Annotated in this window: 5 protein-coding genes; 2 read left to right on the top strand and 3 right to left on the bottom strand. The window is 71.2% G+C overall.

The features are described 5' to 3' along the window. Positions 1-3,496, bottom strand: a 3,496-nt coding sequence (locus tag VF697_RS24400; RefSeq protein ID WP_331098940.1) for a DUF3857 domain-containing protein, incomplete at its 3' end; no start/stop codon positions are given. Positions 3,497-3,622: 126 nt separating this feature from the next. Continuing rightward, positions 3,623-4,321, bottom strand: a complete 699-nt coding sequence (locus VF697_RS24395; RefSeq protein ID WP_331098938.1) for a ComF family protein — start codon at positions 4,319-4,321, stop codon at positions 3,623-3,625. Positions 4,322-4,453: 132 nt separating this feature from the next. Here VF697_RS24395 and pfp point away from each other — a divergent pair, with 132 nt between their 5' ends. Next, positions 4,454-5,764: a diphosphate--fructose-6-phosphate 1-phosphotransferase gene (gene pfp, locus VF697_RS24390; protein ID WP_331098936.1), complete on the top strand. Its 1,311-nt coding sequence runs from the start codon at positions 4,454-4,456 to the stop codon at positions 5,762-5,764. 51 nt (positions 5,765-5,815) lie between these two features. Here the strand turns inward: pfp and VF697_RS24385 are convergent, their stop codons facing one another. Beyond that, on the bottom strand, positions 5,816-5,986 hold the full coding sequence (locus tag VF697_RS24385; RefSeq protein WP_331098934.1) for a hypothetical protein: 171 nt from the start codon (positions 5,984-5,986) through the stop codon (positions 5,816-5,818). A gap of 174 nt (positions 5,987-6,160) precedes the next feature. Between VF697_RS24385 and VF697_RS24380 the strand changes: the two genes are divergently transcribed. Further along, positions 6,161-6,523: hypothetical protein (locus VF697_RS24380; RefSeq protein ID WP_331098932.1), on the top strand; the 363-nt coding region annotated here is incomplete at its 3' end.

Genomic DNA, 6,523 nt, shown 5'->3' with positions numbered 1-6,523 from the left:
AGGGCGTGGACTCCTCCTTGCTGGGAGGCAGCTCGGCCACGGTGTAGCCCTGGGGCAGCGTGTACCGGTAGGTGAACTGGTTCACCCACGGGCCGCTCATCACCAGGTCGAAGCGACGCTCGGCGAGCGAGGCGTAGGACTGGGTGTACGAGCGGCCGGTGCCGAAGGGGAGGAAGCGCAGGTGGCCCGGGGCGGCCTCGGCGAAGCGGGGAATGGACATCCGGAAGTCCACCTGCACGTCGTCGTCCAGGCGGGTGGTGTCGTTGAGCTTCACCTCCTGCACGGTGAGGCCGGGGAAGCTCTGGGCCCAGGCGCGCTCGAAGGTGGACTTGCGCGAGGCCACGGCGCGGTAGGCCTGGCGGTACTGGGGCGCCAGCTGCCCGCCCACGGTGGAGGCGCCCATCACGTCGGCGCCGCCGTCCGGCCGCAGCTTCAGCTCCATGCTGAGGCGGGTGGCGTTGTCCTCGGCGGTGGCCTCGGGCGTGGTGAGGAAGGAGGCCTTGCCGCCCGGCTCCACGATCAGCACGTTGGCCACGCGGTCCGAGCTGGGCAGCTCGCGGGCGCTGTGGAACTCGGCGGTGCCGTCCAGGTACAGGTCGAACTGGGGCACGTAGACGATGGCGTGGTTGAAGGCGGCCAGGCTCGCCGGCTCCGCGTCGATGGCGCCCAGGTTGCGCATGCGCAGCAGCACCAGGCGGCTGTCCACGCCCGCCACCTTCAGCATGGCGTGGATGAGGCTCGCCTTGTCCTTGCAGTCACCGAAGCGGCGCGACAGCACCCGGTCCACCCGGTAGGGCTTGTAGCCGTGGATGCCGAACTCCAGCGCCACGTAGCGCGTGTTCGTCACCACGAAGTTGTAGACGGCGCGCACCACCGCCTTCTGGTCCTTGCGGTCCACGCCTTGCAGCACGGTGTCCACCGTGCGGCGCAGCTCCTCGTTGGGGGTGAGCTGGTCGCGGACGAGGCCCCACCAGTAGCGGCCCACCTCGTCCCAGGTGCGGTAGGTGGAGATGTGCAGGTTGGCGGCCACCTCGGCCCAGCCGGGCATGCCGGGCTCCGGCACCACCTTGGCCACGTGCCTGGCGCTCCAGCGGTAGAGGACCCGGCCGCCGTCCACGTCCTCGCGGGCGTGCGCCACGCCGGGCAGCTTCTTCTCGTTCCAATAGAGGGGCCGCTCCTTGGGCATGTCCACCAGGAACTGGTAGCGCACCTTCGGGTAGACGCCCTGGATGCTCTCCACGTCGCCCCAGTAGTCCGACAGCAGGTTCTCCTGGGCGGTGTCGTCCACGCGGTACTGCAACTCCAGCACGTCCCCGGCGGCGAGCGCGGGGAAGGAGAGCACCTTGGCGCGGGCGTCGTAGTACATGCCCGTCCACGGCTCGTTGATGTTGCGGTCGCTCTCGCCGTAGCCCTCCACCACGGAGCCGTCCGCCTTGGTGATGCGGGCGTGGAGGATCTTCACCTCCTGGCGATCCGGCGAGTAGGTGACGGGGTGGGAGCGGAAGGCCTCCACGCCGCGGGCGTTGAGCACCTTCACGGCGAACTGGTGCAGCCGGCTGGACAGGCCGCTCTTCTGCACGCGCACGTAGGTGGTGTCCACGAGGTAGACGGCGTCCTCGTTGGTGTAGCCCTCGGCCTCGCTCGCCACGGCCTTCGCGTCCGCGAGGTACTGGGTGCCCGCGCTGGCGGACTCCCCCTTGAGGGTGCGCACGGCCTCCTTGAGGGAGGGGTTCTGCGGGCGCAGCACCAGCGAGCGCTCGAAGGAAGCCAGGGCCTCCTCGCGGCGACCGGCGGCGAGCAGGGCCCGGCCCTCGCGCTCGTACACCTCGGGCTCGTCCGGGGAGAGGGCCCGGGCCTCGGCGAAGAGGGTGGTGGCGGCGTCGAGCTGGCCGTTGGCGGCGCGCAGCTCCGCGAGCTTGACGCGGGTGGCGTTGTCGAAGGGATCCAAGGTGAGCAGCTGCGCGTACTCGCGCGCGGCGGCCTCCACCTGGCCCAGGTCCGCCAGCAGCAGGGCCAGCACGGTGCGGCTGGAGCGGTCGTCATGGCGCAGGGCCAGGGCCACGCGCAGCCGGGCCACCGCGTCCTGCGAGCGGTCGAGGGACCGGGCGGAGCTGGCGGCGGAGCGCACCACGCGGGGCACGCGCGGCAGCCGCTGGAGCGTCTCGTCCACCATCACGTGCGCGCGGGCGGACTGTCCGAGGGCCTCGTAGGCACGGGCCAGCGCGAGGCGGGCGGCGGCCGAGTCCGGGGCCAGCTCCAGGGTGGGCTTGAGCAGCTCCACGGCGCGCTCGGGGTGGTCGCGGCCCAGCTCGTGCTCGGCGAGCGCCACGCGGGCGGGGATGGAGGCGGGGTCCGCGCGCACGGCGGCCTCGAGGAAGCGGCGGCGCAGGTTGAGATCCTCGCGGTGGGCCTCGGCGGCGAGCAGCTGCAGCTTCACGTCCTGCGGGGCGGCGCTGGCGGCGCGATCGGCCTCGACGGTGGCGGTGTGCTCGCGCTCATCGAAGGCGCGGAAGAAGCCGAGCACGGTGGCGTAGTCGCCGCGCAGCTTCGCGTCCTCGGGGGCCTTGGCCACCGCGTCCTTGAGGAGGGAGGTGAGGGTGGGCAGCACCTGGGGCGCGGCGGAGGGGCCCTTGGTGAGGGTGGGGAGGGAAGCGGGCAGGGTGGCGCGGATGCGGGCCGGCGGGTCGCGGCGCAGGTAGAAGCCGAGCGGGCCCGACTCCTGGCACACCTTGACGAGGACGCGGTTGAGGCCCTTGCGCAGGCGCACGGAGACGCGCGACTGGTCGGGGCGGGGGGCGTTGTAGGTGTCGCTGGTGGCCACCTTCTCGCCATTCACCCACAGGCGGAAGGCGCCGGAGGTGCCCACGCCGAGCGCCACGCGCGTCTCGGCCGGAGCCTCCAGCCAGGTGAGGGCATAGGCCACGGCCTCGCGGTTGGGGCGCAGCGCGGAGGCCAGGTCCACGTAGCCGTCCACGGGGCTGACGGAGAGCTTGCGCCAGGACGCCTCGCGGCCCTTGGCGCCGGCGTACTTCGCGGAGAGGTCCAGCGTGGCCGCCTCGGGGCCGAAGTCCGTGTCACAGCCGGACTTGCCCTCGTTGTCGAAGCCGCCGACGACGTAGTAGTCGCCGATGAAGCCGAGCGCGTCCTGCAGCTCGGCGGCGCGGTTGAGCCGGCCCCGGGCGCGCTCCAGGTCCAGCAACAGCCACTGGGCGGTGGCGCGGGTGTGGGGGTCCGTGTCGCGCCGGACGGAGAGGTCGGAGTAGACCTTCACCAGCGGGGTGAGGTCCTCGAGGTCCTCCTTGAAGGCATGCAGGCGGATGAGCTGGGCCGCCCCTCGGGGTGAGGAGGCGAGCTTCAGGGCCTCCTCGGCCTGTTCCCGGGCAGCCGCGGCGCTGCTCTCGGTGGCGGCGCGCGTCAGCAGCGGGCAGGCGAGCGTGAGCAGGGCGACGAGCCAGGTGGTGCGCGAGAGCGCGGCGAGCCGTGGGGTACGGGACATCCGTGTTCCTCGTCCTCGAAAAAGGGGTGCCGGGGGTGAGTGTCGGCGCCGGTGAACAGCCGAGCACCGGTGAGCCTTCCCCTGCATGCGCGGTTGTGGGAGGCCAATCAACCGGAATGTCGGGAACTAAGCGAGCGAGAAGGCACGGGCGAGGGTGAGGATCTCCACGCGGGCGGCCCCGGCCTCGCGCAGGGCGGTGGCGGCGGCGCGGACGGTGGCGCCGGTGGTGAGCACGTCATCCACGAGGAGGACTTCCTGGCCAGCGGCCGAGCGGGAGGCGGTGAAGGCGCCCGCGACGTTGTGGGCCCGCTCGGCCTCGGAGAGGCCCACCTGGCGGCGGGTCTCCCGGGCGCGGGTGAGGAGTCCCACCCGGGTCTCACGGCCGGTGGCCCGGGCCAGCTCCCCCGCGAGGAGCTGCGCCTGGTCGTATTTGCGCTCGCGGAAGCGCCGGTCATGGAGGGGCAGGGCGACGAGGAGGGCGGGGGCCCGGGAGAGGAACTGGCAGCACTCGGAGGCGAGCAGCTCGGCGAGGGCGGGGGCGAGCTCCGGGTGGTCCTCGTACTTGAAGCGGTGGATGGCGCGGGCAACGGGGCCCTCGTGGGCGAAGGGGGCCCAGGCGCGGGAGAAGGGTGGGGGCGAGAGGTGACAGCGCGGGCAGGTGTCGCGGGGGAAGGTGCCGGGCTCGGCGCAGGTGCGGCAGCGCGCGGGGGGCAGGCGCTCCACGGCGACGTCGCACGTCTCACAGAAGGCCGTGCGCACGGGCATCACCTTCGCGCAGGCGATGCACGCGGGCGGGTAGAGCAGCTCGAGCAGCGCTTGGAGCACGGTGTGGGTCCCCCTCGGGTCAGGCGGGCGGGGACGATGGCATGGCGGGGGCGTCCCTCACCAAGCACTCCCAGGTAGGGAGCCCGCTTTTTTTCCTGAGATTCGCCCGCCCTCCGGGTGAAACTCGGGGACATGAAGAAGCTCGCCATCGTCGTCGCCGGGGGGCCAGCCCCGGGTATCAACAGCGTGATCGCAGCGGCCACCATCCGGGCCTGCCTCGATGGAGTGGAAGTCCTCGGCATCCAGGACGGCTTCAAGTGGCTCGCCGAGGGAGACCTCTCCCACGTCGTTCCCCTCACCATCGCCGACACCAGCCGCATCCACTTCCGCGGTGGCTCGTACATCGGCATCTCGCGGGCCAACCCGACCCGCTCCCCCGAGCACCTCCAGCGGACGATCGACGCGCTGGAGAAGCTCGGCGTGGGCATGCTCATCACCATTGGCGGCGATGGCACCGCCACCCTCGCTCAAATCATCTCGGAGAAGACGCGGGGCAAGGTCCGGGTCATCCACGTCCCCAAGACGATCGACAACGACATCGACCTGCCCTACGACGTGAGCACCTTCGGGTTCCAGACGGCGCGCCACGTGGGCGTGGAGATCGTCAAGAACCTCATGGTCGACGCGAAGACCACCTCGCGCTGGTACTTCGTCGTCGCCCAGGGCCGCAAGGCAGGGCACCTCGCCCTGTCGATCGGCAAGGCCGTAGGAGCGACCGTCAGCGTCATCCCCGAGGAGTTCCGCCAGGGGTGCCCCGTCCCGTTCTCCACGGTGATCGACATCCTCGCCGGCTCGGTCATCAAGCGGCTGTCCTACGGGCGCCAGGATGGAATCGCCCTGCTCGCCGAGGGGCTCGCCGACTGCATCGACCCCGAGGATCTGGCCCGGCACACGGACATCCCGCGAGACCACATGGGCAACGTCCACGTGGCGCAGATCAACCTGGGGGAGGTGCTCGTGAAGGGCGTGGAGGCGCGGCTGGCCGGCCTGGGAATCAAGGCCACCCTCCTGCCCAAGTCGATTGGCTACGAGGTGCGCTGCGCGGACCCCATTCCCTTCGACATGGAGTACACGCGCGACCTGGGTTACTGCGCGGCCCGCTACATCGTCGATGGAGGCTCCGAGGCGGTGGTCTCCATGGTGAACGGGCGGTTCCACCCCATCTCGTTCCAGGACATGAAGGACCCGGCGACTGGGCGGCCTCGGGTGCGGATGGTGGACATCGACTCGGACCGCTACCGGATCGCTCGCACGTTCATGCTCCGGCTCAAGCGGGAGGACTTCGAGAATCCGGAGTCCATGGCCCAGTTCTGCGCGGTGACGCACCTGACGCCGGAGCGCTTCCGCGAGGAGTTCTTCCACCTGGTGAAGGACGAGTCCACGGCGGCGGCCGACCTCGGCCTGCTGACGGTCACCGCCAACCCGGTGGGCCCGAAGAAGTGAGCGGGGCTCGCTCCAGGGGGACTCTCCTCCGGGAGCGCGCCTTCGTCCGGCTCAGCGACTGCGTGGGGGGGGCGGATACACAGGATCGCGGTTCTCGGCGCCCTTCTTCTTGTCCTGCCGCGAGATCTTCGGAACCTTGTTGCGTCCCTTGCGGGTGCGGCCCGTCGCCGCGGATGCCGCGGCCTGCATCTTCTTGGCCTTGCTTCTACGAACTGATGCCATGTCGAATCCCTCCGTCGTTTCCCTCAAGCTGGGTACTGGACAAAGGGTGGGCATTGGTCCGGAGGCCAGGAAGCACCCCCGCGCCGACCGTCCTGCCCCACGCAGGGGACGAAGGGTGGAGCGCACGCAGGCAGGGCTGGCAGGCATGAACCCGAAGCTCGGAGTCCACCTACGATGAAGCAGCTCCTCTCCCTGGCCGTCCTGGCTCTGTCGCTGTGCCTCTCCGCCTGCGGGAACGTGGAGGCCGGTGAGTCCTGCTCCCCGGACAACACCGCCACCTGCGGCAGCAGCACGGAGGCCCTGTGGTGCGAGGGCGGCAAGCTCCGCGCCATCCCCTGCAACGGCCCGTCCGGCTGTGGCCGGAGCAACGGCAACATCGTCTGCGACTTCAGGAATGCCCAGGCGGGGGATGCCTGCCCGGGCGTGGCCGAGACCACGGCCCAGTGCGCGGTGGCCAGCCCGGACGAGGCGCTGCGCTGCACGGGCGGCACCTGGACGACCCTGACGTGCAAGGGGTGCGCGGTGCAGGACGGGACG

Origin of the sequence: Archangium sp., from assembly GCF_036388035.1 — a bacterium.
In the GTDB taxonomy this organism is placed as follows: domain Bacteria; phylum Myxococcota; class Myxococcia; order Myxococcales; family Myxococcaceae; genus Archangium.
This window is presented reverse-complemented; position numbering and strand designations above follow the sequence as displayed.